This is a genomic window from Nitrosomonas sp. PY1 (genome assembly GCF_022836435.1).
In the GTDB taxonomy this organism is placed as follows: Bacteria; Pseudomonadota; Gammaproteobacteria; order Burkholderiales; family Nitrosomonadaceae; genus Nitrosomonas.
Map to the genome: position 1 here is coordinate 1773487 of NZ_BQXC01000001.1, position 25968 is coordinate 1799454.

Consider the following 25968-nt stretch of genomic DNA (forward strand, 5'->3'; position numbering starts at 1 on the left):
GCACTAACTACCGTGGCAAAAATGAAGTCAATGGAACGCAAATCGTTTTACTTTACTAACAAGATTCAATAAACGATCTCGACATTTTCCGTTTTGAAACGCGTATGCAACGCTTGCAGTAAATCATTGTGCAAAATCACTTGCCAATTTTTTCCAAACTCGATCGGGCTTATGGCAAATTCATTACGGTAAACCAAAGTAATCGGGCAAGCGGCTGGAAGACTATTTGATTCAACGATCGGTACATCCGCTGTGTATAGCGCCAGTAAGTTTTTAAGATTCGCGACAGATCCAATTGTAGTGGCATCGCAATGAATTTTAAGTTGCTTGGCAAAGCGTGTGCGAATTTGCGCGAGGTCATATAATTGCTCAGCAGTAATTCGGAGTTCATCGTCGCCTTCGTTATTATAGTTCCGGTTACTGATTTTCACTTCGACGATCAGGAGTTGGTCTTCTTTCAGCCGTGCCCGATGAACATCGAACAGCTCATTAAAAACGACGACTTCGACCCGTGCGTTGCCATCATCCAAATTAATGACAGCCATGCGGCCACGACGCGTCATTTGAATGCGAATCGAGTGGATAATGCCGGCAATCAATTGTGTTTCGCGCTGTGGGCTTAACTGATCCAAACGTGTGCGAACGAAACGCTTGAGTTCCGAGGCATAAGTCTCATAGGGGTGGCCACTGAAGTAATATCCCAAGCCGATTTTTTCTTGGTGCAACTTTTCACGCTCTGACCAAGCCTGCGTTTGAACAAGTTGCATTTTCGGCAACGGTTCGCTGGTTTCAGCAAACAAATTAGCTTGATTGGACGATTGATTCATTTGTTCGGCTGATTCAATCGCCATTCCGACCGAAGCCAACAAACTATTACGGTTGCCATCAATCAAATCAAATGCGCCGACGCGTATCAAAGATTCTATGGCGCGGCGATTGACAATGCGCCGGTCAATTCGGTTACAGAAATCGAACAAATCATCGAAAGAACCGCCACTTTCACGTTCTGCAACAAGCATATTAATCGCTGACTCGCCCGATCCTTTGATTGCGCCCAAACCAAAACGAATGGTTTTGTCATTCACCGGAACAAAGTGATATGTCGATTCATTAATATCGGGTGGCAAAATGGTCAGTCTGTTCGCCACGCTATCCTCAATAAAAACATGAACCTTATCGGTATCATCCATATCAGCAGACAAACACGCCGCCATGAACTCGGCTGGATAATGCGCTTTCAGATAGGCGGTCTGAAAAGCAATCAACGCGTAGGCGGCTGCGTGAGATTTGTTGAAACCGTAACCCGCAAACTTTTCCATCAATCCAAAAAGCTCGGTCGCCTTGCTTTTATCCAAGCCATTATTAACTGCGCCTGCCACAAAAATATCACGCTGTTGCGCCATTTCTTCGACCTTTTTCTTGCCCATCGCGCGACGCAGCAAATCTGCGCTGCCGAGACTGTAACCTCCAATGACTTGGGCAATTTGCATCACTTGCTCTTGATAAATCATGATGCCATAAGTAGGACCCAGGATCGGCACGAGGCGGGCATCAAGGTATTCAATCTGTTTTTTACCATGCTTGCGCTCAACAAACTCCGGAATCAAATCCATCGGACCGGGCCGGTACAATGCCACCAGCGCAATGATGTCTTCAAAACAATCCGGCTTGGCGCGCTGAAGCAGGTCTTTCATGCCTTGCGATTCAAACTGAAATATGCCGACCGCATTACCTTTGCGCATCAATGCATAGGTTTTTTCATCCTCCAACGACAACGTTTGCAAAGAAAAAATATCGCTATGCTGTACTGCATTGACTTCTGATTGCTTCTGAGATTCACGGATATAACTCACCGCACGGTCGAGTGTAGTCAATGTTTTTAAGCCCAGAAAATCGAATTTGACCAGGCCAATTTTTTCGACATCGTCTTTGTCAAGCTGACTAACAGCCGACTCAGCCGATTCAGTACAATAAATTGGGCAAAAATCGGTAATATCGCTAGATGCGATCAACACACCTCCAGCATGCATGCCAATATTGCGCGTCACGCCTTCAAGACTTTCAGCGAGCTCGAGCAAGTTACGCACATCTTCTTCCTGGTCGGCACGCTGATTGAGTTGCGGTTCCAATTGACGTGCCTTTTTTAAGGTCATGCCGATTTCAAAGGGCACCAGTTTGGCCAATTGATCAACGAAATTGTAAGGCAAGTCCAATACCCGGCCTATGTCCCGAATCACCGCTTTTGCAGCCATCGTACCAAAAGTAGCTATTTGCGAGACTTTACCGGTGCCATAACGTTGCTTTACGTATTCAATGACCAATTCACGTCGATCTTGGCAGAAATCGATGTCAAAATCCGGCATCGATACACGCTCTGGATTGAGAAAACGCTCGAATAATAAATCGTATCGTAATGGATCGAGGTCCGTAATACCGAGTGAGTAAGCTACTAACGAACCCGCGCCAGATCCTCTTCCAGGACCAACCGGAACATTATTTTGCTTTGCCCAATTGATAAAATCAGCGACGATCAGAAAATAACCGGAGAATCCCATTTGAATGATCGTGTTGACCTCGAATTCCAGTCTCGCTTGATATACTGCCACCCTACTTTGACGTACTTCATTTTCAGGAAACAATTGCGTCAAACGTTGTTGCAATCCTGCGTTGGCTTGTTCGCGCAAATACTGTTCCAAGCTAACTCCATCGGGCGTAGGAAACAACGGTAACCGATTGATGCCCAACTCCAAAGTTAAATTACACCGTTTCGCAATCTCAATGGTATTTGCCAAAGCGCTTGGAATGTCAGCAAATAACTCAACCATTTCAGTTTGCGTTCTAAAATACTGCTGTTCGGTAAAACTCTTGGGGCGACGTTTGTCCTCCAAAACGTAGCCCTCGGCTATGCAAACACGCGCTTCGTGTGCCCGAAAATCTTCTGGATTCAGGAACTGCACGGCTTGTGTAGCAACCACCGGTAAATCGCATTGCTGTGCTAGCAATAAAGTGCTTTGGATCAAGGCTGCTGTATTTGCATGACCATCGCGTTGAATTTCCAAATAAAATCGATCGGGGAACAGTATTGACCATTGTTGCGCGAGTGTTTTTGCGAACTCAAAATTTTGATGTGTCAACGCGATCCCAATCTCTCCCAAGCGCGCACCGGATAGTGCAATCAAGCCTTGCGTACCCCACTCTGTCGCATGAAGCCACGTAGACTTAATTTCTGCACGACCATGAAACTGGTTTTCACGATATGCACGCGATAGCAGTCGCGAGAGTAATAGATACCCTTCGCGCGATTGACACAGCAGTAGCAAGCGATAGGGCTTATTTCGATCTATCTCATTGGTGATCCATACATCGCAACCCACAATCGGCTTGATTCCATTTTTGTACGCAGCTTGATAAAATTTTACCAATGCAAATAAATTGGCCAGATCCGTCAATGCGAGTGCAGGCATCTGGTCTGCCGCCGCTTTAGCGATAACCTCCGGGATCCTGATAGTACTATCCAAAATGGAATATTCGCTGTGCATGCGTAAGTGAACAAAGGCGGGATAAGTTGGCATGATGTACAATTCAAGTCAGCGCATTAAACTATGAATACAATCGAACACTATTTTACCTTATGTTGAAATCACCTGAACTGCTACTTCCTGCCGGATCATTGGAAAAAATGCGGATGGCGTATGCCTTTGGCGCAGATGCCGTCTATGCGGGACAACCCCGTTATTCATTGCGTGCACGCAATAATGAATTTGCTTTGGAGCAAATCCAAATAGGCATTACCGAAGCACACCAGTTAGGTAAAAAATTTTTTGTTGCCAGCAATATTATGCCGCATAACGCTAAAATTAAAACTTATCTCGCAGATATGGCACCCGTCATGGCACTGAAGCCAGACGCGCTGATTATGGCAGACCCGGGATTGATCATGTTAGTACGCGAACAGTGGCCAGACATGCCGATTCATTTGTCGGTACAAGCCAATACCGTAAATTATATGGGTGTCAAATTCTGGCAAAAAATTGGTTTGACCCGCGTGATTCTATCGCGCGAATTATCACTGGATGAAGTTGCACAAATTCGCGATTATTGCCCCGACATGGAATTGGAAGTATTCGTGCATGGTGCATTATGCATCGCTTATTCTGGACGCTGCTTACTTTCCGGCTATTTTAATCACCGCGACCCGAATCAGGGAACCTGCACCAATTCTTGCCGTTGGGACTACAAAGTAAAGCCCGCTGAAGAAAATGCCAGTGGTGACATCGAAACTATCGAAAAGATTGACTTCAATTTTGGACAAGCCATGCAGCAATCAAATCAACAAGATATCTCGGGCAAGGGTTGTGGTTCGATTCCACGCCATCCATTGGCTGACAAAGTTTATTTGATTGAGGAGAGCGAACGGCCGGGACAATTGATGCCCATTACGGAGGATGAGCATGGCACATACATCATGAATTCTAAGGATTTACGGGCGGTTGAGCATGTAGAACGGCTCGTGAAAATTGGCGTCGATTCGTTAAAAATCGAAGGCCGTACCAAATCGCTTTATTATGTAGCGCGCACCGCGCAAGTCTATCGTAAAGCAATTGATGATGCGGCAGCTGAAAAACCGTTCGATCCACGACTGCTGGGTGAATTGGAAGGATTAGCAAACCGCGGCTATACCAGTGGTTTTTACCAACGCCACAGTACACAGGAAACACAAAATTATCTGCGCGGTCATTCAGAATCCAACCGCAGCCAATATGTCGGCCATGTAACTGGGTTTGACAATGACAGCGGATTAGCCGAAGTATTGGTTAAAAATCGCTTTCAAATTGGAGATCGGCTGGAAATCATTCACCCCAGCGGAAACGAAATCATAGAGCTATCACACATGCTCGATTCAAAAGGCCAATCAGTACAAGTTGCACCGGGCAGCGGTCATCGGGTGCAAATTCCATTTACAAAAAATATTAAAAATGCATTTGTAGTTAGATTTTTCTAAAAAATAAAACTTTACACTGTACTCACATTGCATGTCTTGTATAATTTTCCCACGAAAACTCATTCGTAAAAAACTATAACGATAACTTCAACCTAAAATTTGCTACTTTAATAGGGATATTTGTGATTTGATTTTGTCTTATCTGTAAATTAACCGCAGATATTCAAAGTAATAATAACATCACTTACTCTTCAAATTCAGTACTCATGAATCGACTTCGCATTCTATGATTCTGATATCACAAAGGAATTCAACTATGGCTTCAAATCAATTGTTCACATTTAAGAACGCCTGCTTCTTGACTCAAAAATATTTCGTAACATTCACAATAGCAATTTTATCTGCGTTATCCCTATCCACCGAAATACAAGCTGCGGTACCTGCTGGATTTACGCAAACCAATATCATCAATAACCTCAATAATCCAACACGGATGGCAATTGCACCCGATGGCCGTATTTTTATTACCGAACAAGCCGGGCGCATCAAAATTGTGGAAAGAGGTCAATTGCAGGTACAACCATTTCTAAATATCGCTACACGCGTTGATAGCCAAGGAGAACGCGGATTACTAGGAATTGCTTTTGATCCAAATTTCTTGGTAAACCAATGGGTCTACGTTTATTACACCAGCAAGTATCCGACTATCCATAATCGCGTCAGCCGCTTTAAAGCCAATGGCGACACAGCGCTATCCGGCAGTGAAGATGTATTACTCGACATTCAACCATCCGGCTCTCAGACAAAACACAATGGTGGTGCAATTGGTTTTGGAACAGATGGGAAGCTCTATATTGCGGTAGGTGATGGAGACGTTCGCAGTAATGCACAATCTTTATCAAACTTAAAAGGTAAAATACTGCGCATTAATAAAGATGGCAGTATACCGAGCGACAATCCATTTTATCAAAGCACCGTTGGTGTCAATCGCGCCATTTGGGCAAGAGGATTACGTAATCCTTATAGTTTTGATGTACAACCCGGCTCCGGACGCATTTATGCCAACGATGTCGGAGCAAGTGCCTGGGAAGAAGTCAACCAGATCATCAAGGGCGCAAATTACGGCTGGCCAATCGTTGAAGGGAAAAGTAGCGATACACGATTTCGTAATCCCATTCTCGCATACCAGCATAATAATACTGCGCCTTGCTACGCAATTGTCGGCAGCGCGTTTTACAATCCAATCAATGATCGATTTCCAAGAGATTATGTAGGTGATTACTTCTATGGCGATTTCTGCGGTGGTTGGATTCGCCGCTATGATATTGCAACGAAAACATCCTCTTCTTTTGCTTCCGGGCTGGGGATGATTGTCGATATTCAAGTATCTCCTGACGGAAACATGTATGTTCTAAGAAAAGAAAACGGAATCATACAGATACGTTCAGGAAATTAGCATGGCGACTTAAAAACACGCGTTATCCTGGAACTCAATGAATACTCAAATAAAATGCGCATCATTCAATACAACTTACAACTCCCATTGCACCGCAAGTAATAATCACCGGGATAACGCCAATTTTAAACCGCACTAAAGCCAACGATCCAACGTCTTTCTACCAAGTTCCTGGTGCAGGATCGCAATTTGGCTAGAGAGACCGCCAAAGTTGATAAACCCCAATTTCAACCAATATCCAAAAGTTTCATGAAATGAAACGGGTTGCGGATATAATTTGGGCAATTGTGTTTTACGCACGACAAACCGCCACCCGATACAGCGACACTCGAATTTCAAGTGTCTTTTAAAGAATTAGAAAAATGTAAGTTTTTGAGCGCAACTACATTACCAGGAAACAGCTCAAAAGAACCAATCACAACCCATAAAGTAGCTTATCTGGATAGCAAATAAACTCTACTAGCCAGATAAGAATAATCATAATTTGTCATTTAATAGCCCGAATCCATTGGCCTACTTGGATTCAACATTCTTTGTTGGCTATTGGCCGGAGGCGGACTGTTTATATTCAACCGATTAGTTTGCGCGGGCATGCTTGAGGCGGATGGATTGGCCGGACTCATCATGGGTATTTCCTCACGAGGTTTTGCGGGTGCATCTTCCGCTGTCTTAGCCTGTGCGTCATCAGGATTGGATGGAGAAACACCTGCACCGCTCTTGTTGCGACTGATTAAAGTCGAATCAGATTTTTCGGTTTGCCCGATATTTTTCTTGTCATCCGTAACATGTTTTGGTACAGGTGGCAGCGGATTGGCCAATAATGATGTGCCAAATAATCCTAGAAGCAAACAACCGATAATACGCAGAAAATGGCTTTTACTTTTAAATCTATCCATATCAATACTCCTTTAATAATAGATATCACAAACAAGACCATGGCTTTACTGCAGTCATACATTTATAAGCATAGTCTACGCGGGTAAGATTCACAATCCTTTTATAGTCACCTGATAAGAGTATCCGCGATATTGCAATTTCACTCACTGGATTATTGTTTAAACTCAACTCTGATTAAAGAAATTGAATATCCTTTCCGGCAACCAATCCAATCTGCCTGGAAATGCACCTTGTAGAAACCCAGCGTGTCCGCCTTGCTTGGGAAATTCCAGCATCACCTTGGACGATACTTCTTGCTGTTTAGGTAAGACAGAAGCTGGCATGAAAGGATCGTTGCACGCATTGATAATCAGAGTAGGTACGGTTATTTTTCCTAACCATTGCTTGCTGGCAGAAACGTGCCAATAATGATCGGTATCACGAAAACCATGTAACGGTGCCGTCACCAGGTTATCAAAATCATAAATAGTGTTACATTTCTTCAGTGCTTGACGATCAAATAACCCAGGAAATTGCTGAAGCTTATAAAAAGCTTTGCGTTTCAATGTCGCTAGGAAATGCCTCGTATATACTTGATTAAAGCCGTTATCCAATGCAGCCCCCGCCGCTGCCAAATCGAGTGGAACAGAAATGGCAGCCACACGTGAAACCAGGTTGTTTGCTTGTTGGTTCTGCTCCCCCAACCATTTTAATAATGCATTGCCGCCCAATGATACTCCCACAACAAACAACGGTTGCGAAGATCGACTCTTCACACGTTGTAGCATTTGCTCGATTTCTGCAGAATCACCAGCATGGTATGCACGCGCTAACCGGTTAGGTGTTCCAGAACAACCACGAAAGTGAATCACCACAGCAGACCAACGATGCTTCACCAAGGTATTGATAGCACTAATAATATAGTGACTGGAAGAATTGCCTTCCAAACCGTGAAAAAAAACCACCAAAGGAGAATGAGCAGTACCATCGACCCAATCCACATCGACGAAATCGCCATCATCCAACTCCCAACGCTCCCGCCGATATTGAAACAGTCTCGCCGGCTTAAAAATGTAAGGATAGATAGTTTGTAGATTCCCTCCAGGCAACCAAATCGGAGACGAATAAGTAGAAACAGCGCGTAATCCTGGCATCGTTCAAAACGATAGAATCGACTTTTGATAGAACTGGGTAATTTGTCTGAGCACGAAAATGGCTTACACGAGCAAGAAAAAAGGAAAACGAATATTGATCAATCGAAACTTAATCGCTTTTCACGATCAACTTCCACAAGTTGGCCGTCATCCTAGAATCCAGCTCATACAGCATTTCTTGAAGTCAATCAATCTACGATTGATTGACTATCCTCTCTATCGACACTTCTCAGATCTAGCTTTGAAATATTACACAGATATCTACGCCTCTAACAACGGACTAATTGGATACTCTAAAGCTTCTTTCATCGCCACCAAGGCCAGCACAGCTTCTCGACCATCGATGATGCGATGATCGTAGGAAAGTGCTAGATAATTCATTGGTCGGACAACAATTTGACCATTTTCCACAACGGGTCGATCTTTGGTGGCATGAATACCGAGAATCGCACTTTGTGGCGGATTAATGATTGGCGTTGACAGCATCGAACCAAATACACCGCCATTAGTGATCGAGAAAGTACCACCACTCAGTTCTTCCAGCGTGAGCTTACCTTCCTGTGCGCGCTTAGCAAAGTCTGCTATTTGTTTTTCAATCTCTGCTAATGTCAACTGATCGGCATTACGAATCACTGGAACCACCAATCCACGAGAACTTCCCACTGCAATGCCTATATCATAGTAATCGTGATAAATAATATCGTTACCATCAACGGAGGCATTAACAATAGGAAATTTCTTCAATGCCGCAACAACTGCCTTTACAAAGAATGACGTGAAACCTAGCTTGACACCATATTCTTTCTCAAATTCCAGTTTATAGCGTGCGCGCAGATTCATCACAGCCTGCATATTAACTTCATTAAAGGTCGTTAAAATCGCCGCTGTCGATTGTGATTGCACTAATCGTTGCGCAATCGTTTGACGTAAACGAGACATCGGTACCCGACGTTCTTTCCGAGAATCACTCGGTGGCAACTGATTCGCATCGGTAGATTGTTGCGGCAAGAATACTTCTGATTTCGCCTGTGATTGCGGTGGCGTTGCTCGCGCAACCTGTTCGGTAGTATTCGTTGCTTGCTTATCGACCAAAGCCTGCACATCTTCTTTTAGAATACGCCCCCCTAATCCTGTGCCTTTGATGTTAGCAATATCGGAAGGGTTCAAACGATAATCATCCGCCAATTTACGCGCAGCAGGCATCAATAGAGACTCCGTTTGCGATTCCTGAGATGCGGTAATCGTCTTATCAGCAGATGCTGCAGATTCTTTGGGCTGAATGTCCATAATCGGCTTGGTTTCTTCCGACTCTTTATCTTGTGCCTCTTCGACCGCAGCGTCCGTATCAATCACTGCGATCACTTCGCCACTGGTAACGGTCGAACCATCAGGCTTTCGAATTTCTTTCAGCACGCCAGCGTTAGGCGCAGGCATTTCCATCACAATTTTATCGGTTTCGATATCGATCAAATTTTCCGAGCGTTTAACCGATTCACCAATTTTTTTATGCCAAGCTACCAAAGTAGCTTCAGCAACGGATTCTGATAACACAGGTACTTTCACTTCGACGAGCATAATTTTTCCTTTGACTAAATTTTGTCTCTGAAAGCCGCTTCTATCAACTCATTTTGGGTAAATTTATGCCTGGCTGCATAACCCACTGCCGGCGACGCGGCTGACACACGCAAAGCATAATCCAATATTTGATTAGGCCACATATGCCGCAACAGATAATGTTGGATTCTATGCCAAGCGCCTTGATTGCCGGGCTCCTCTTGACACCATATCACTTCTTTCGCATTTTTGTAGCGATCAATCTCGGCCTGAAACTCTTGATGCGGAAATGGATATAATTGCTCCAGGCGAATAATCACCATATTGGTGATATTCTTCTCTTTCCTGTAATTGATTAATTCATAGTAAATTTTTCCACTACAAACAATGATACGCCTAATTTTTTTAGCATCCAGATCATCCACCTCAGAAATTACTGGATAAAATTGCCCCTGAGCCAAATCTTCCAAACGCGATGTGGATTCCTTAAGTCGCAACATACTTTTTGGACTCATGATAATCAGCGGTTTACGTAATGGACGAATGACTTGCCTGCGTAACACATGAAACATTTGCGCGGGCGTAGAAGGAATACAAATCTGAATATTATAATCCGCGCAAAGCTGTAAGAATCGCTCAAGCCGGGCGGAAGAATGTTCAGGACCCATTCCTTCATAGCCATGTGGCAACATCATCACCAACCCACACAAACGCCCCCACTTAGCCTCACCGGAAGCAATAAATTGGTCAATAACGACTTGCGCACCATTGACGAAATCGCCAAATTGCGCTTCCCATATGACTAATTCATTGGGTTGCGTTGTAGCATAACCGTATTCAAAACCAAGCACGGCTTCTTCGGATAACATTGAATCGATAACCACGAAATCAGCCTGCTGAGGATCAATATGGCATAACGGTACATAAATTCGCTCACCTTGATCCGTAACAACTTGATCACGTATCACCGCATGGCGATGAAAAAAAGTACCACGTCCAGAATCCTGTCCGGTTAACCGAACACCATGGCCTTCCTGCAATAGAGAGGCATAAGCTAAATTTTCCGCCATACCCCAATCAACCAATAGCTTTCCTTCGCCCATCGCACGGCGATCCGTCATAATTTTCTCAACGCGCGAGTGCAACTTGAAATCAGCAGGAACATCCGTTAAACGCTTGGCAAGCTTCTTTAGCGTCGCAAGCGAAATACCCGTTTTAATACTTTTGTTCCACTTAACCGGCTTTAAAAAGGGAGCCCACGCGCTGGTCGCTTTATGATCATAATAATGAACACTTTTATTGGGATTCGTCCCCGCGTCCATAGCTGTACGGTAGGCCTCAATCATAGCATCGGCATCTTCCTTACTGATGATACTTGCCGCAACCAATTTATCAATATACAACCTCATTGTACCGGGATGCTTATTGATGATTTGATACATACGCGGTTGTGTAACCATCGGTTCGTCTTGCTCGTTATGGCCTTGACGGCGAAAACACACCAAATCGATGACCACATCCTTGTGAAAGCGCATCCGAAAATCAAATGCCAACTCTCCAACCATCAATACTGCTTCTGGATCATCGCCGTTCACATGAAAAATAGGCGCTTCAATCATTTTCGCCACATCCGTGCAATAAAATGTCGAACGGCTATCTCTTGTATCAGAAGTGGTAAACCCTATCTGGTTGTTAATAATGATATGCACCGTACCACCAGTGCCAAAACCCCGTGTTTGCGATAGATTCAGCGTTTCCATGACCACGCCCTGCCCTGCAAAAGCTGCGTCACCATGAATCAAGATCGGCATCACCTTATCGCCGACGAGATCTTTTAAAACATGTTGCCGCGCTCTCGCGGATCCTTCTACAACCGGATTGACGATTTCCAAATGCGAAGGGTTAAATGCCAAGGCTAGGCGCATCACCCCGCCTTGCGTCTGAATAGCTGAAGAAAAGCCTAGATGATACTTGACGTCACCGGATGGTAAATCGTGCGGTTGCGTTCCTTCGAACTCTTGGAATAAATTAGCTGGCATTTTCCCAAGCGTATTGACCAATACATTCAACCGAGCACGATGTGCCATACCCATGACGATCTGCTGCACACCCGAGGCCCCTGCGCGTTGAATCAAGCCATCCAACAAAGGAATTAGGCTTTCGTTACCTTCCCCTGAAAAACGTTTTTGTCCTACGTAGCGGCTGTGCAAGTAGCGTTCAAGCCCCTCTGCGGCTACCAACCGTTCTAAAATATGACGCTTATATTCATCGGAATAATTTGGAGTTGATCGCTGCCCTTCCAAACGTGCTTGTATCCATCGCTTTTGTTCCACCGAAGAAATATGCATATATTCGGTACCGATAGAATTACAGTATGTATCGCGCAGAATCTGTAGTATATCGCGCAAGGTCGCATGTTCAGGACACACTAAAGAACCGCTGTTAAATACTTTATCTAAGTCCGCTTCGGTGAAACCATAATGAACCGGATCAAGCTCTGGCACATCAACCGGCTGAACCAATCCAAGCGGATCTAACTTTGCTTGGCTTAGTCCATGATATCGATAGGCGTTAATCAGTTGCAGTACGGCAACCTGCTTACGGTCATCCGACTCAATCGGTGCAACATCAACAATTTTTGGGGATTCTTCAGTCGTTTCATCGACTGCTACCGAAGCGCCATTGCTGGGTTGCAGATTGACTTCAACACTCGCCTGATCAGCCTGCATGGTATCGAAATAATCACGCCAGATCGGCGCCACAGAATAAGGATCATGCAAATAATTATCATACAAAGCTTCGATAAAAGCAGCATTTTCCCCATACAAGACCGATTGATCGATTTTTGAACTATTCATAAGTTAAACAAGTTTATTAAAAATCAAGCTATCTTTTACTATAGGCAGCCGGAATATCGCGCATCGTCGCTCCTTCATATAACTGACGAGGACGGCCAATCTTATAATCCGGATCAGAAACCATTTCGTTCCATTGCGCTACCCAACCGACCGTTCTCGCCATTGCAAAAATAGCGGTGAACATGATAGTAGGGATACCTAATGCGCGTTGCACGATACCCGAATAAAAATCGACATTCGGATAAAGTTTTCTAGAAATAAAATAATCATCTTCCAACGCAATTTTCTCAAGTTGTAGCGCTAGCCTAAATAACCGATCATTATGTAACCCCAGTTCATTCAGAACTTCATGGCAAGTCTCCCGCATCAATTTAGCACGCGGATCAAAATTCTTATAAACACGGTGACCGAATCCCATCAAACGATAATTGCTGTCTTTATCTTTGACGCGTTTGATATATTCGTCAATGCGCGATACATCGCCGATTTCTTCCAACATATTCAAGCAAGCTTCGTTCGCTCCGCCATGTGCCGGACCCCATAAACAAGAAATACCCGAAGAAACGCATGCAAACGGATTAGCGCCACTGGAACCGACCAAACGCACCGTCGAAGTCGAAGCATTTTGCTCATGATCGGCATGCAAAATCAGAATACGATCCAATGCCCGCACAATCACAGGATTGGCGACATATTCCTCCGAAGGCACAGAAAACATCATGTGTAAGAAGTTTTCCGCATAACTCAGGCTGTTCTTCGGATAAACATAGGGTTGGCCAATGTTATATTTATAGGCCATTGCTGCAATGGTCGGTAGCTTGGCAACCAATCGGAAAGCCGATTTTTGCCGATAATCCGGATCAGAAATATCCAATGCATCATGATAAAAAGCCGACAATGCACCGACCACACCGACCATCACAGCCATTGGATGCGCATCGCGACGGAAACCGTTAAAAAACCGCACGAGTTGCTCGTGCAGCATTGAATGTTCTTTTATGATTGTATCGAAAGAATTCTTTTGCTCTGGCGTTGGCAGTTCACCATTCATCAACAGATAGCATACATCGATAAAATCGCAATGCATGGCCAATTGTTCGATTGGATAGCCACGGTACAACAATATGCCTTTTTCACCATCGATGAATGTAATCGAAGATCTATTGCTGGCTGTGGATAAATAACCCGGATCATAGGTAAACATACCGCTTTGCTTATGCAAAGCACGGATATCAATGACATCGGGGCCCATCGTTCCAGATAAAATCGGCAGCTCAATAGGCGCTGAACCATTATTAAGATTTAAAGTTGCTGTTTTTTGTGCCATATTCTCTCCACCAGTTACTTACAATTGACCAGTATGCGCAATGCATACTTTATTTAAAGAATTCCCCAAAATACTACACGCAAAAAATTAACTCTTTTGCAGTAGATTCAACACGATAAGTAAACGATTGTCTTTTAACACTTGCCGCCCTGTGATTAAATCCCATAAATCATTATCTGGCAAGTCAAGCAAACGCTCAAATTGCTCCAGTTGTTGATTATTTAATTGTAGGTAATAGGAATCTAGGAAGCGCTGCAGAATGATATCCAACTCAAGCATCCCACGCCGACAACGCCAGCGCGCCCGCTCAAACTCTTTCATACCATTCTTTTAACCATCATGTCCTTAATTTTACCAATCGCGCTGGTTGGATTTAAACCTTTAGGGCATGCATCCGCACAATTCATAATAGAATGACAGCGAAATAACCGGTAAGGGTCTTCCAGATAATCCAATCGCTCGGCTGTCGCTTGATCACGGCTATCGGCTAGAAAACGATAAGCTTGTAGCAATCCCGCAGGACCCACGAATTTATCAGGATTCCACCAAAAAGATGGGCACGATGTCGTGCAACAAGCACATAAAATACATTCATACGCTCCGTCCAGTTTAGCCCGGTCTTCCGGAAATTGTAATCGCTCAGTCTCGGGCGGCGGATCATTATTGATCAAGAAAGGTTTGATCGAGTGATATTGTTGATAGAATTGCGTCATATCAACAACCAAATCACGAATGACCGGCAATCCAGGCAAGGGACGGATTTCAACTGGCTCTTTCAAACTACTGATCGGTGTGATGCACGCCAAGCCATTACGGCCATTGATGTTCATAGCATCCGAACCGCACACCCCTTCACGGCAGGATCGGCGCAAGCTCAAGCTATCATCTATCGACTTTATCCGTAGCAGTGCATCCAGCAGCATTTTGTCAGTACTGGATAACTGCACGTCATAATCGTGCATGTAAGGCTTTTCATCTTTATCGGGATCATAGCGGTAAATAGAAAATTTCATGTCAGACTCCAAATGATAGGAAAGTTGCTTAGAAGCAATCACAATGACTCAGTACAGTGCAGAGTATACAGATTTAAAACCAGATTAACATGTATGATTTTAGCGGGATCAAACAGCTCAGCTTGCAATACGCATTCTAAGCAACCTTCCTTTTCCCAATAGTCGAAAAAATCAAATCCTCAGAGGTGTTGCGATCAAATAAAACCGGATTAAGCTCTTTTTCAAGTGCTATCGGTGCCGCATCATCGATCGCCGTATGAATATGTTGAGAATTATAGTAACCCATCTAAGCATAATTCCGGCAAGGTCAACATGATGATTATCGATAATACCGTTATACTTATGCATGCAATTGATATCTCTAATAATTCCAGTTGTGCCGTTCTCCCCGAACATGACAACACCATGCATAGAGGGCGTCATACATTACCATTCCATGTGAAAGCATTTCATGGTCATCTTTAAAATTGTGCGACAAACCTAATGATATCGCCAATAGGCCAGCACACTGGGGAGTCAGTTCAAGACGATCCGTATCGGCACCACGCACGATGACAGCCAAATCTTGAAGCGTTGGATTAGTCAGATTATATTTCTTGAGGAATGTATCAAAGCTGCATTCCTCGCCCACATGGGACAATTCGACATTCGGTATATCAAATGGAATTGCACCAGTGGATTTAGCCACAGCTATTACACAATCGGACGGCACAAATAAGAATTCAGGCTCTTTGTCAATAAATCGAGTAATCAGCCAGGGACAGGCGATTCGATCAATTTTAGGGCGCTCGCGTGTGATCCATTTCATAATTCACCTCACAGAAAAATCTTCAAAATTAACCCAGTGACCGCACAGGCCGCTATGACTTCAATTACGTTGCGTTTAAAGCGAAACAGCGCGATAGCCGCCATCAAGGCAATTAAGGCCGATATCCAATCAAATGTGCCGGCAAAACCATTCGGCCACAGCACATAATAGCCAAAGAACATGGCTAGGTTTAAGATGACCCCGACAACGGCTGCCGAGATCGCGGTCAGAGGCGCGGTAAATTTTAGATTACCGTGGGTGGATTCCACCAGCGAACCGCCGGCGAGAATGAAAATGAAAGACGGCAGAAAAGTAAACCACACCACCAGTGTCGCTGCAGCGGCTCCAGCTAGAAATAGCATGTCCGGACCAAATAGCGCATTTACATAGCCCCCAATGAAACCTACGAAAGCTACTACCATAATCAGCGGTCCCGGAGTAGCTTCGCCAAGTGCCAAACCATCAATCATCTGTGTTGGTGTGAGCCATTCGTAAAATCCAACCGCACCTTGATAAATGTAGGGCAATACCGCATAAGCTCCCCCAAAAGTCAGCAAAGCGGCTTTGGTAAAAAACCAACCCATCTGCGTCAATGTGTGATTCCACCCATAATTGGTTGTTAGCAGCACTATCGGCAGCAACCATAACAAACCGCCAACCATCACTATCTTTGCCAACCGTGACCAAAGAAAACGCGCATGTTCTGGCGTCGGTGTGTGGTCATCAATCAATGCTGCACCATAAGATTTGTTTGCCTGCCCATGCCCGCCACCAACCTTGAAATGGCTGGGTGAGACACGTCCACCTACATAGCCAATCAATGCCGCACTCGCGACAATGATCGGGAATGGAACATTTAGTGCGAAGATTGCAATAAATGAAGCTACTGCTATTGCCCATAGCAAATTATTTTTTAGCGTTCGCGAGCCAAGTCGATATGTTGCTTGCATCACAATAGCGGCTACCGCCGGTTTGATGCCATAAAATAGGCCAGCAACTATTGAAACATCGCCGAAAGCGATGTAAATCCATGAAAGTGCAATCAGAATAAATAAAGAAGGTAATACAAACAAGGTTCCGGCAAGGATTCCACCCCATGTACGATGCAACAGCCAACCGATATATATTGCAAGCTGCTGGGCTTCTGGCCCTGGTAGCATCATGCAGTAGTTGAGTGCATGCAAGAAACGTCGCTCTGAAATCCAACGCATCCGTTCGACTAAATCCTGATGCATGATGGCGATTTGGCCGGCTGGTCCTCCAAAGCTGATGAAGCCAAGCTTTAGCCAGTACCAGAAAGCCTGCGATAATGTAATTTGTTCAGGTGGTTGCGTGTTATCAAGAAACTGTTGCTTCGGTACGTCCATTACTCCTCCTTGGAATTACCCAATTATAGAGCAGTCCTTGGACGAAGGATCGTCTTAAAGCGGGGAGGCTGCTTTATCCCCAATTGCGGCTATTGTCTACTTACCGGCGATAAAAAGCAATATAGCAAGATGGTCTTTTGTTGATTGGTAAGCGGCAATAAGATCATTCCCTGCCGCATTTTTCTATGAATTGATAACCTCATGAATCCCAGCAGTGTATCCACAAACGAGCCCAGTCGCCAGAAACCCGCCTAGGCTGTGGCCGGGGTAACCGTGAACGTTGGCTTCAATGTGCCATCGCTCAACCAGGTTTGAACTTGGGTTTTAAGGCTAGCATACTGTGGCTGCAATACCGTGGTGCCGAAGATTGCAATCGGTAAACCAGCAAAGATGTCACCTGGATCTGTGATTTCTGTGCCACGGATGGCTAGAAAAGTTTACTCAGTATTCTTATCGGCGAAAACTGTCGCTGACAAGCCGGTGGCTGGGTCATTGTATTGGGTTACTACGCGGTAGGTTGTTGCAAAGGTAATAGCTTGAACTTCAGAAAAACTTGCAAATACCAATGCTGCTCGATCTGGTGCCCCGGTATTCAAACTTGCATAAGCTGCTAATGCTAATTCAGCTTGTTTAAAGTATTCTTGATTCATTCTTTACCTCTCATCTATTTGGATAAAAACACGCTGAACTAAAAACGAATCTGTAGCTTTATCAGGACATCTAAAACTTGATTCATGCCAAGGTCCTGGTATGTCACCACCTTTTCTCGCATAGCTAATCGAGTCTCCAAGTATTTTTGAATCTGATCGTCTTATTATTTGAAAATGATCTCTTCGCATACTAGGATTTCCTTCCTTCAATTTCGAGACATTCCAAGCTAAGTAATATTCATCATCGTTATTTAGCTTTTGATATGGAAATGTAGTAATTTTTTGTGTGTATCGAACAAACTTCTCCGCTGGCAACTGCACCGTTTCATACACCTTAATCCCACCATCAATCGCGCAAAGCCGCCGCACTTCATCATCCAGTTGAGCTTTGCTCGGACCTGCACAGGCAGCAATAAGCGGTAGCATCGATAAAAAAGCAAAGAAAGTTTTCATATCGCAAGTCTCCATTGGAAGGTGATCTTCGTTCTAGCTTCAGTCAGTGTTAATGACAGAAGCACAATACATCGCAATCATTTGATACTCAATGATTTATTAAAAAATTTTATTCAGTGATACCGGACGCATCAACCAAGTTATTGGGTTTATTAGGTGTGAGGTTTAGCGGTAGCGTGAAGTAGTCGTGCGGACAAATCCACAAAAAGAATGAAGATAGCCCAAATCCTGTTACATAAGTTGCACATACGACCCTCCACGTTGCAACTTGGATTATTTTGGATTTGTGCGAATAAAAGATTGGCGGAGGCGGTGAGATTCGAACTCACGGTAGAGTCACCCCTACGGCAGTTTTCAAGACTGCTGCCTTAAACCGCTCGGCCACACCTCCGAATTGAGGCCTGTATCATACCTTTATGTCGTGCAATTGACTAGCCTAAAAACAAAGATCTTTGCAGCAGTGACTTTGGTTTGATTTTCGCCGCTTTCTCTCTATGGTTATGCCTCACCGGCAGTTAACCGCGCTACGATTTCTATCAAACAATGGATAAGACTATTTTTCCGGCAGGAATGCCTGCGTACAAGTATCTAATCGCTTCTTGAAAATATGGTCCCTGAATTTTCTACTCTTTAAAATTTTTCCAGTATGGTAATCTGGCTCTTCTAAGAAATTACTGAATAATCCTCATGCATCACTCCGAGCGAAGTGAAGAATCTTATACAATCGATAGGGTAGATTTTTTATCCTATTCCAAATGACAATTACTCAGAATTTTCTTAATCTCAAAGTCTTATATTTTTTCCTAGGTGGTATATGAATAATTTAATCTCAAAGCTGGGCTGGCTGTCACTTTCTCTTGCCGGTGCATTTGCTTTTGGTGCTATTGCGTTAAACCGCGGAGAATCGATCGGCGCGATTTGGATTGTCATAGCGGCGATGTGCGTATATTTGATTGCTTACCGTTTCTACAGCCTATTTATTGCGAGTCGTGTGTTGAGAGTGGATGCAACACGCATGACACCTGCGTACAAGCATAACGATGGTTTGGATCATGTGCCTACAAATAAGTATGTACTGTTCGGACATCATTTTGCTGCAATTGCCGGAGCGGGACCGTTGGTTGGGCCGATTTTAGCGGCACAGATGGGGTATTTACCCGGCATGCTGTGGTTACTGGCTGGCGTTGTGTTTGCAGGAGCGGTGCAAGATTTCATTGTGTTATTTGTTTCAACTCGACGTAATGCCCGTTCGTTAGGTGATTTGATCAAATCAGAGCTAGGGCAAATACCGGGCATGATCGCATTATTTGGCGCGTTTTTCATTATGCTGATTCTATTAGCGGTATTGTCTTTAATCGTGGTCAAGGCGCTGGCCGAATCACCCTGGGGCTTATTCACCGTTGCAGCAACGATCCCTATTGCGCTATTCATGGGAATTTATTCGAGATTCATACGTCCTTGCGCGATTGGAGAGGTTTCGTTGATTGGTTTCGCACTATTGATGCTATCCATCGTAGCAGGACAATATGTACAGGAACATCCTGTTTGGGGAGAATTTTTTACCCTGACCGGTGAGCAATTAACTGGGTTATTGATCGGCTATGGTTTTATCGCATCCGTGTTGCCAGTTTGGTTATTATTGGCGCCGCGCGATTATTTATCGACATTTTTGAAAATCGGCACGATCGTTGGGTTGGCGATTGGCGTGGTGATCGTTTCACCCGAGCTCAAAATGCCAGCATTAACACAGTTTATCGATGGCTCCGGGCCGGTTTGGTCTGGTGATTTATTTCCTTTCTTGTTTGTCACCATTGCGTGCGGTGCGATTTCCGGTTTTCATTCATTGATTGCTTCCGGCACGACGCCGAAAATGATCCAAAATGAAACTGATGCGCGCTTCATTGGCTATGGCGCCATGCTGATGGAATCGTTCGTGGCCATTATGGCATTGGTTGCGGCAGCGGCATTAGAACCGGGAATCTATTTTGCAATGAACAGCCCGGGCGCAATTATTGGCACAACAGCGGAATCAGCAGCGCAAACCATTTCGCAATGGGGATTTTATGTCACACCGGAGATGATTAACCAAACAGCGCAGAATGTTGGTGAGCACAGTATTATTTCTCGTACCGGTGGCGCACCGACATTGGCGGTCGGTATGGCGCAAATCTTATCGGAAGTGATTGGTGGCACTGCAATGATGGCCTTTTGGTACCATTTTGCCATTTTGTTTGAAGCTTTATTTATTTTGACTGCGGTCGATGCGGGTACTCGCGCCGGCCGATTCATGTTACAAGACTTGCTCGGATCGTTTATTCCAGCAATGAAGCGTACCGATTCGGTCATAGCCAGTTTGATTGCTACCGCGTTTTGTGTGTCGGGTTGGGGTTATTTTTTATATCAGGGTGTCGTGGACCCATTAGGTGGTATTAATACCCTATGGCCATTATTTGGTATTTCCAATCAAATGCTAGCAGGCATCGCGCTGATTTTATGCACAAGCGTGTTATTTAAAATGAAACAAGATCGCTATGCTTGGGTTACGGTAATTCCATTGACATGGGTCAGTGTGTGTACTTTGACCGCAGCCTGGCAGAAAATTTTTCATGATAACCCGCGTATCGGTTTTCTGGCACACGCCCGACAATACCAAGAAGCCATTGCGCAAGAGATAATACTGGCGCCTGCTAAGTCGATTGAACAAATGCAGCAAGTTGTCTTTAACGATTACGTGAATACATCATTGGCAGCTTTATTTATGTTGGTGCTAATCAGCATGCTGATATTTGGCGTGAAAACCGCATTGCAGGCCCGTGTAATGAATCAGCCAACAGTGCAGGAAACACCCTTTGAATTGCTCCCCTCCCATGTGATGCCACAAAAATAACAGGAGAAACAAATGATATTTGAAATATTCAATACCACAATGACACGTGTAAAGCAAAGCATGCGACTGATGGTGGGTGTGCCCGATTATGAAGCTTATGTGAATCATATGAAAGCAGCTCACCCGGAGCAACCGGTGATGTCATACCCAGAATTCTTCCGTGAGCGCCAGGAAGCGCGTTATGGTGCCAAAGGAAGACTAAATCGCTGTTGTTAAAGCATTCTAGTGTCGGTGGTGGCGTTTCTTGGTTTGTAATAAAACCAGAACAGCACCACCGCCTCCATCCGATGGTTTCGCTTGATAGAAAGCCAGTACGCTAGAGCACTGCGCTAACCAATGACCGACTTGTTTTTTCAATATCGGATCGCGATTGGGTGAACTGAATCCTTTGCCATGGATAACACGAACGCACCGAAATTGGTTTTCAGTACAGTTTTCCAAAAATGCCATCAATTCCTGACGGGCGATATCGCGGGTATAGCCATGCAAATCTAAATTATCTTGAATTGGCCAATAACCCCGGCGTAGGCGACGAAGTGTTTGATGTGACACACCAGGCCGAGCAAAAGACCAATCATCACCCGACTCAATGGATGAAATAAGAGAATCATCAGTAGTTAAATCTACAGAAATATTGATCAAACCAGGCTTTTGCTTCCTGGGAATTGATGTTATCGAGCGCTTGTCCGGAACTATCCGATTGGGAGTGGATAGCGGTGCCACGTCCCGCATAGCATTTCGAAATAAGGCATTATCGCTAATATCACTTAGCATCGCAGTTTCTTTTGTATCACCGTCAGAATCATTCATTTGCCACTTTGTAGCTTGTCGCCATTATCGTTGTTAGGATTGTTTCAAATGATCCAGATATTTCTCGGCATCCAAAGCAGCCATACAGCCGGTTGCGGCACTTGTCACAGCTTGACGGTAGATATGGTCTTGCACATCTCCAGCAGCAAATACTCCAGGAATACTGGTGGCAGTTGCATTGCCCTGATTACCTCCGCGCGTAATGATATAACCTTTTTCCATGTCTAACTGTTCAGCGAAGATATCGGTATTAGGTTTGTGACCAATCGCGATAAACACACCGTGTAGGTTGATTGTTTGTATAGCATCGGTTTCGGTACTTTTAATACGTATACCAGTAACGCCGGATGCATCCCCTAAAACCTCATCGAGTACATGATTGAGCGCCAATTTGATATTGCCGTTGCGAACTTTTTCCATAAGTTGATCAACCAAAATCTTTTCCGAACGAAATTGATCGCGGCGATGTATCAATGTGACCGTACGCGCGATATTTGCCAGATAAAGTGCTTCTTGCACAGCAGTATTACCCCCACCGACTACTGCAACATCCTGCTCTTTATAAAAAAAGCCATCACAAGTAGCACAACCGGAAACACCGCGCCCCATAAATTGTTCTTCCGAAGGCAAACCTAGGTACTGTGCCGAGGCGCCCGTGGCAATGATTAATGCATCACAGGTATAAGTTCCTTGATCGCCAGTGAGTGTCATAGGCTTTTCAGATAGTTTGACTGTATGAATATGATCGAAAATAACTTGCGTATTGAAGCGTTCCGCATGCTTCAAAAAACGCTCCATCAAATCCGGTCCTTGCACGCCCATCGCATCGGCAGGCCAATTATCGACTTCGGTGGTTGTCATTAATTGGCCACCTTGTGCCAAACCAGTAATAAGGACAGGATTGAGATTGGCGCGTGCTGCATAGACTGCTGCAGTATATCCAGCTGGCCCGGAACCAAGAATGAGCAATTTGTGATGTTTGATAGTCATAAATTTGTGATTGTGGATTTAATTAAACTGAAACAATATTGTATTGGCAAAATATGCATTCTTTGTGACTGACCGTTTCGCCGAATCATTCCATATCACTTTCTAATTAGATATATCCATGCTATGGCTTAATCAAGCGACTCGTTACAGATTTTTGCTGCAACATGGTACAAAATGGACTGCTTAGAAAAATCGAACCAATCGCCGGATTCCTTATGACTAGCACCGTTGGGTGTAGTTGCAGCGTTTTTATCAGGATAAAATAGTAACGTAAGAATTCTGGCTTTGTGGTCGATACAATTAAACTCGTAATGCGTTTTTAATGAGTGAAACCGACCGGATTGTTGTTTCTCATAACTCGATAATACCCAAGCTTTTCTAAAATGTTCATTCTTGTCGATAGTTTCCCAATCAACAAAATGCTTTTCCCCGCGTTTGTTTCCTTGGTCAATCGCAGTCCATTCTGCTTGTAAAGGTAACGCAAAGAAGGTCAGAAAAAATAGTATCAGTAATCGATTTGTCATTGTTAACAATTCCGATGAATAAAGCTGCTTAGTTTATGAATGTATTAGATTTCGCGAAGAAAATGCAATATTCATGCAGGATGTTGTAAAAGTGTATTATTTTGCAATAAAAAAGTTTCCACTGTGGAAACTTTGGTCTATTCTTAGCGACGGGTCTCTCAGTGCCAAGTTTTTCTTCAACCAATGTCAAATTACATATCGATCAGCGTGCTTTATGCACGTTTTATTATATCTGGAATAGTTGTGTTTTTTTATAGTCACAGTTAGGCATATTATAAAGTTTTTTATTTTGGAAATCTTTAGAACTGTTACAAACCGCTAGCAATGTTATATATCTTCAACTTGGAGTTAAGTTAATTATGGAAGAACTAAATCAGGCCTGGGTGATGTTGAAGCTCGGTGGCGTTATTATCATACCGCTGGTGGCGTTAGCCATAATTGCAGTGGCAATTATGCTTGAGAAAGCTTTTATTTATTGGCGTTATGCGCGACTATCTAATGATTTGTTAAATCTGGTAGAAACTTATGGTTTTAAATGGAATGACTTAGAAAAAATTCTTTCAGGATTGGATAAACGACATTATTACAAACGCTTCTTCGAGGTAGTCATTTCCAATCGACATAAACCCGCTTGGTGGACTGAATCACGCGCCGCCGATGAGGCGCAAATCATTGAAGAATCTTTGGCGCGTCGTCTTTGGGCACTGGAAACGATTGTTACCGCAGCACCGCTATTAGGGTTGGTAGGAACTGTGGTTGGCATGATGCGGGCTTTTCAAGTGATCGGAAGTGAAGGCGTTGTTAATCCTACCGCAGTAACGGGTGGTGTTGCTGAGGCATTGATTGCAACTGTAGTGGGATTGGCTATTGCACTAGTGGCTTTATTCGGCTTCAATTATTTTTCCCGTTTACAATCATTGACAATGGATGAAATGGAGCGCTTGGGTACACGATTAATCGACAATATTCGACTCGATCAGCAGAGAGATTCTCATGAAGCTTCGTAAATCTCGCGTTGTTTCAAAGGGTAAAATCGAAATCATTCCGATGATTGATGTGATGTTTTTTTTGCTTGCCACGTTCATGCTGGCATCGTTATCAATGCAAAATCTGGATTCTCTGCAAGTCAATTTACCTGAAGGCGAAGCAGAAAAATTAAGCGCCGAGAAACCTGTAACACTTTCGCTGACCAAGGACAGTAAAATTTATATCAATCAAAAAACGGTTACATTGGATACATTAGCCGAGACACTTAAACCGCTGCTTGCGGATTCTAAACAAAAACTGATAGTTTCGGCTGATAACGAAGCTCCACAAGGTATTGTGGTACAGGCGATGCTTCGAGCCCGGAAAGCTGGAGTACAGCATTTTCTTATTGCTGTAAAACATAAATAGCGCAGATCATATGGCGAGCTCCAGATCTCAAGAGATTCGTCTATGGTGGCCACTACCACTAGCGGCTCTGATATGGTTGCTGATAACTTGGGGGGTAGGTTTCTTACTATCGTTACCAGAAGTCGAGATCGATACACCTCCACCAATTGCTGCCAGTTTTATTGATCTCAACGAAACGGAAGATGCAACAAACTCTTTGCCCGCTTCCGCGCCAAGCGCTCCAACACCACCGCAAGAAAAGCCCGTACCAACGGAAGTAGCGCCTAAGCCAGCACAAAAAATGCCAGCTCCATCTGCTCAAAGCCTGCCACCAGCACGTCTACCGAAACCGAAAGTCGCTGATAAAGCCGTCTCTAAAAAACCCGAAAAAACCACCCCAGATCGATCCATTGATTTATCGGATTTTATTAATAAGAATCGGGCCAAACGTGGTGAGCCTGGGATCTTCGATCACCTTAATGATATGCCGCCGAATAATGCATTGTCTTCGCCTAATGAAGCGCGTATGGCCAATGTCAGGCGGAATCTACAAACAGCCGGTACGAGTGGCATATTTCAGATTCTCCGGATAGGACCTCGTACCGCTGAATTCTCATTTCGCGCATGGACAACGGGACAAAGCAATCCTCGTTTGCAATACATTCAAGTAGATGCCGGTCCGGACGGTAGCGTTGAACGCGCCATTATTCGGCGCATGATTCAATTGATCCGGGAATATTATAAAGAGGATTTTAATTGGGAATCCCATCGCTTACACCGTGTGGTGGTTTTATCTGCACGTGAAAAAGACACCAAAGGACTTGAAGATTTTTTGATGCGAGAGTTTTTTGTAAATTAACAGTGATTCACCATAAAACACCCACATCTAAACCCTAACATCCACCGATTTCTCCTTATTGATTGC

General features: G+C 44.1%; 23 protein-coding genes and 1 tRNA gene. 7 read left to right on the top strand and 17 right to left on the bottom strand.

What is annotated here, in order from left to right; genetic code table 11:
- Window positions 1-65 precede the first annotated feature (65 nt).
- Window positions 66-3572: a DNA polymerase III subunit alpha gene (dnaE, locus tag W03_RS08185; protein WP_244072502.1), complete on the bottom strand. Its 3507-nt coding sequence runs from the start codon at window positions 3570-3572 to the stop codon at window positions 66-68.
- A 59-nt stretch (window positions 3573-3631) separates the two neighbouring features.
- Here dnaE and yegQ point away from each other — a divergent pair, with 59 nt between their 5' ends.
- Both yegQ and W03_RS08195 read left to right on the top strand, forming a co-directional pair.
- A complete protein-coding gene (gene yegQ / locus W03_RS08190; protein ID WP_375792718.1) occupies window positions 3632-5002 on the top strand; it encodes a tRNA 5-hydroxyuridine modification protein YegQ in 1371 nt (456 codons plus the stop codon).
- Window positions 5003-5258: 256 nt separating this feature from the next.
- Entirely contained in the window at window positions 5259-6398 is a 1140-nt protein-coding gene (locus tag W03_RS08195) for a sorbosone dehydrogenase family protein (protein WP_244072503.1), read from the top strand.
- Window positions 6399-6889: 491 nt separating this feature from the next.
- Here the strand turns inward: W03_RS08195 and W03_RS08200 are convergent, their stop codons facing one another.
- The 13 genes from W03_RS08200 to W03_RS08260 form a co-directional block, all read right to left on the bottom strand.
- Window positions 6890-7294 (bottom strand): hypothetical protein, encoded by a 405-nt coding sequence (locus tag W03_RS08200; RefSeq protein ID WP_244072504.1) that lies wholly within the window; start codon window positions 7292-7294, stop codon window positions 6890-6892.
- A gap of 165 nt (window positions 7295-7459) precedes the next feature.
- A complete protein-coding gene (locus W03_RS08205) occupies window positions 7460-8428 on the bottom strand; it encodes a YheT family hydrolase (protein ID WP_244072505.1) in 969 nt (322 codons plus the stop codon).
- A gap of 261 nt (window positions 8429-8689) precedes the next feature.
- The gene (odhB, locus tag W03_RS08210; protein ID WP_244072506.1) at window positions 8690-10003 is read right to left on the bottom strand and encodes a 2-oxoglutarate dehydrogenase complex dihydrolipoyllysine-residue succinyltransferase; all 1314 of its coding nucleotides are present in this window, start codon (window positions 10001-10003) and stop codon (window positions 8690-8692) included.
- A 14-nt stretch (window positions 10004-10017) separates the two neighbouring features.
- The gene (locus tag W03_RS08215; protein WP_244072507.1) at window positions 10018-12840 is read right to left on the bottom strand and encodes a 2-oxoglutarate dehydrogenase E1 component; all 2823 of its coding nucleotides are present in this window, start codon (window positions 12838-12840) and stop codon (window positions 10018-10020) included.
- Window positions 12841-12868: 28 nt separating this feature from the next.
- Window positions 12869-14167, bottom strand: a complete 1299-nt coding sequence (gltA, locus tag W03_RS08220; RefSeq protein ID WP_244072508.1) for a citrate synthase — start codon at window positions 14165-14167, stop codon at window positions 12869-12871.
- A gap of 87 nt (window positions 14168-14254) precedes the next feature.
- Entirely contained in the window at window positions 14255-14488 is a 234-nt protein-coding gene (locus tag W03_RS08225; protein ID WP_244072509.1) for a succinate dehydrogenase assembly factor 2, read from the bottom strand.
- Window positions 14485-15180: a succinate dehydrogenase iron-sulfur subunit gene (locus tag W03_RS08230; protein ID WP_244072510.1), complete on the bottom strand. Its 696-nt coding sequence runs from the start codon at window positions 15178-15180 to the stop codon at window positions 14485-14487. Before W03_RS08230 ends, W03_RS08225 begins: the two co-directional genes overlap by 4 nt.
- 136 nt (window positions 15181-15316) lie before the next feature.
- Window positions 15317-15466 carry a hypothetical protein gene (locus W03_RS08235; RefSeq protein ID WP_244072511.1) on the bottom strand — a complete coding sequence of 50 codons (150 nt, stop codon included), beginning with the start codon at window positions 15464-15466 and terminating at the stop codon, window positions 15317-15319.
- A gap of 75 nt (window positions 15467-15541) precedes the next feature.
- A complete protein-coding gene (locus W03_RS08240) occupies window positions 15542-15988 on the bottom strand; it encodes a chromate resistance protein ChrB domain-containing protein (protein ID WP_244072512.1) in 447 nt (148 codons plus the stop codon).
- 8 nt (window positions 15989-15996) lie between these two features.
- The gene (gene chrA, locus W03_RS08245) at window positions 15997-17355 is read right to left on the bottom strand and encodes a chromate efflux transporter (protein WP_244072513.1); all 1359 of its coding nucleotides are present in this window, start codon (window positions 17353-17355) and stop codon (window positions 15997-15999) included.
- Between the two features lie 437 nt (window positions 17356-17792).
- The gene (locus W03_RS08250; RefSeq protein WP_244072514.1) at window positions 17793-18005 is read right to left on the bottom strand and encodes a hypothetical protein; all 213 of its coding nucleotides are present in this window, start codon (window positions 18003-18005) and stop codon (window positions 17793-17795) included.
- Between the two features lie 3 nt (window positions 18006-18008).
- Window positions 18009-18458: a hypothetical protein gene (locus tag W03_RS08255; RefSeq protein WP_244072515.1), complete on the bottom strand. Its 450-nt coding sequence runs from the start codon at window positions 18456-18458 to the stop codon at window positions 18009-18011.
- A 301-nt stretch (window positions 18459-18759) separates the two neighbouring features.
- A tRNA-Ser gene (locus W03_RS08260) sits at window positions 18760-18849 on the bottom strand.
- A gap of 423 nt (window positions 18850-19272) precedes the next feature.
- Between W03_RS08260 and W03_RS08265 the strand changes: the two genes are divergently transcribed.
- Window positions 19273-21345, top strand: a complete 2073-nt coding sequence (locus W03_RS08265; protein ID WP_244072516.1) for a carbon starvation CstA family protein — start codon at window positions 19273-19275, stop codon at window positions 21343-21345.
- A gap of 39 nt (window positions 21346-21384) precedes the next feature.
- The gene (locus tag W03_RS08270; RefSeq protein WP_244073720.1) at window positions 21385-21561 is read left to right on the top strand and encodes a YbdD/YjiX family protein; all 177 of its coding nucleotides are present in this window, start codon (window positions 21385-21387) and stop codon (window positions 21559-21561) included.
- 6 nt (window positions 21562-21567) lie between these two features.
- Here the strand turns inward: W03_RS08270 and W03_RS08275 are convergent, their stop codons facing one another.
- From W03_RS08275 to W03_RS08285, 3 genes are all read right to left on the bottom strand, one after another.
- A complete protein-coding gene (locus tag W03_RS08275) occupies window positions 21568-22155 on the bottom strand; it encodes a Smr/MutS family protein (RefSeq protein WP_244072517.1) in 588 nt (195 codons plus the stop codon).
- Window positions 22156-22188: 33 nt separating this feature from the next.
- On the bottom strand, window positions 22189-23145 hold the full coding sequence (trxB, locus tag W03_RS08280; protein ID WP_244072518.1) for a thioredoxin-disulfide reductase: 957 nt from the start codon (window positions 23143-23145) through the stop codon (window positions 22189-22191).
- Between the two features lie 128 nt (window positions 23146-23273).
- On the bottom strand, window positions 23274-23669 hold the full coding sequence (locus W03_RS08285) for a surface-adhesin E family protein (RefSeq protein WP_244072519.1): 396 nt from the start codon (window positions 23667-23669) through the stop codon (window positions 23274-23276).
- A 359-nt stretch (window positions 23670-24028) separates the two neighbouring features.
- On the opposite strand from W03_RS08285, the gene W03_RS08290 reads away from it, so the two are divergent.
- The 3 genes from W03_RS08290 to W03_RS08300 are packed head-to-tail and all read left to right on the top strand — an operon-like array spanning window position 24029 to window position 25902.
- The gene (locus W03_RS08290) at window positions 24029-24676 is read left to right on the top strand and encodes a MotA/TolQ/ExbB proton channel family protein (protein WP_244072520.1); all 648 of its coding nucleotides are present in this window, start codon (window positions 24029-24031) and stop codon (window positions 24674-24676) included.
- Complete coding sequence (locus W03_RS08295; RefSeq protein ID WP_244072521.1) at window positions 24663-25064, top strand: biopolymer transporter ExbD; 402 nt, start codon at window positions 24663-24665, stop codon at window positions 25062-25064. Before W03_RS08290 ends, W03_RS08295 begins: the two co-directional genes overlap by 14 nt.
- A gap of 10 nt (window positions 25065-25074) precedes the next feature.
- Complete coding sequence (locus W03_RS08300; protein ID WP_244072522.1) at window positions 25075-25902, top strand: hypothetical protein; 828 nt, start codon at window positions 25075-25077, stop codon at window positions 25900-25902.
- The last annotated feature ends 66 nt before the right edge of the window (window positions 25903-25968 follow it).